Source organism: Bartonella sp. AA86SXKL, assembly GCF_042196885.1.
In genome coordinates this window covers 1-811 of the sequence record NZ_JBHIRE010000239.1, presented here as the reverse complement: position 1 = coordinate 811, position 811 = coordinate 1, and the positions used below count along the sequence as shown (strand labels likewise).

Below are 811 nucleotides of genomic sequence, written 5' to 3'. Positions count from 1 at the left end.
ACAGAGGTTAAACAAACAAAACGACGTGAAAATATTCAAGCTTATAGTGAACAGGCAAAAATTTCTCGTGAATTGGTTCAACTTAAAACAGATGTACCTATAGAGAATGATTTAGATGATTTTATTTTAGAACCCCAAGATGGACCGCGCTTAATCGCTTTTCTTAAAGCTATGGGATTTGCCACATTAACGCGTCGTGTAGCAGAGGCAACAGCATGTGATGCAGCAGTTATTGATGTACTTGATATAGATGTTGAATGGGAAAAATCTGGATATGAACGTGATTCTAATTTTAAAAGAGCTGAGAGAGAATCTCTTCATGATTTTTCTGAAAACTCCCCACAACGGTTAGCACAAAAACGTCAAGATCAAGCTTTAAGCCAGAAAATTACAAGAGATACCTATACAACCATTTTTGATGAAAAAACTTTGAAAGAGTGGTTATCACAAGCACAAGAGCAAGGCTTTTTCGCTTTTGATACCGAAACAACCTCTCTTGATCCCATACAAGCAAAACTTGTTGGTTTTTCGTTGGCATTACAACCGGAAAAAGCAGCCTATGTACCCCTTGAACATGTTGAAGGGGAAAATGATCTTTTGAAGGGCGGGCGCATTGTTTCACAAATTGAAACACAGAAGGCTTTGACGCTTTTAAAGCCGATATTAGAAGATCAAGCGGTTTTAAAAATTGGTCAGAATATAAAGTATGATTGGTTAGTGATGAAACAATACGGCATAGTGATACATTGTTTTGATGACACAATGCTTTTATCGTATGCTTTAGAAGCTGGAACTTTAACACATAATATGA

1 pseudogene is annotated in these 811 nt (G+C 36.6%); it reads left to right on the top strand.

The window, feature by feature from the left end:
- Positions 1-811 (top strand): annotated as a pseudogene (locus ACFIO5_RS11225) (DNA polymerase I); the annotation flags it as partial.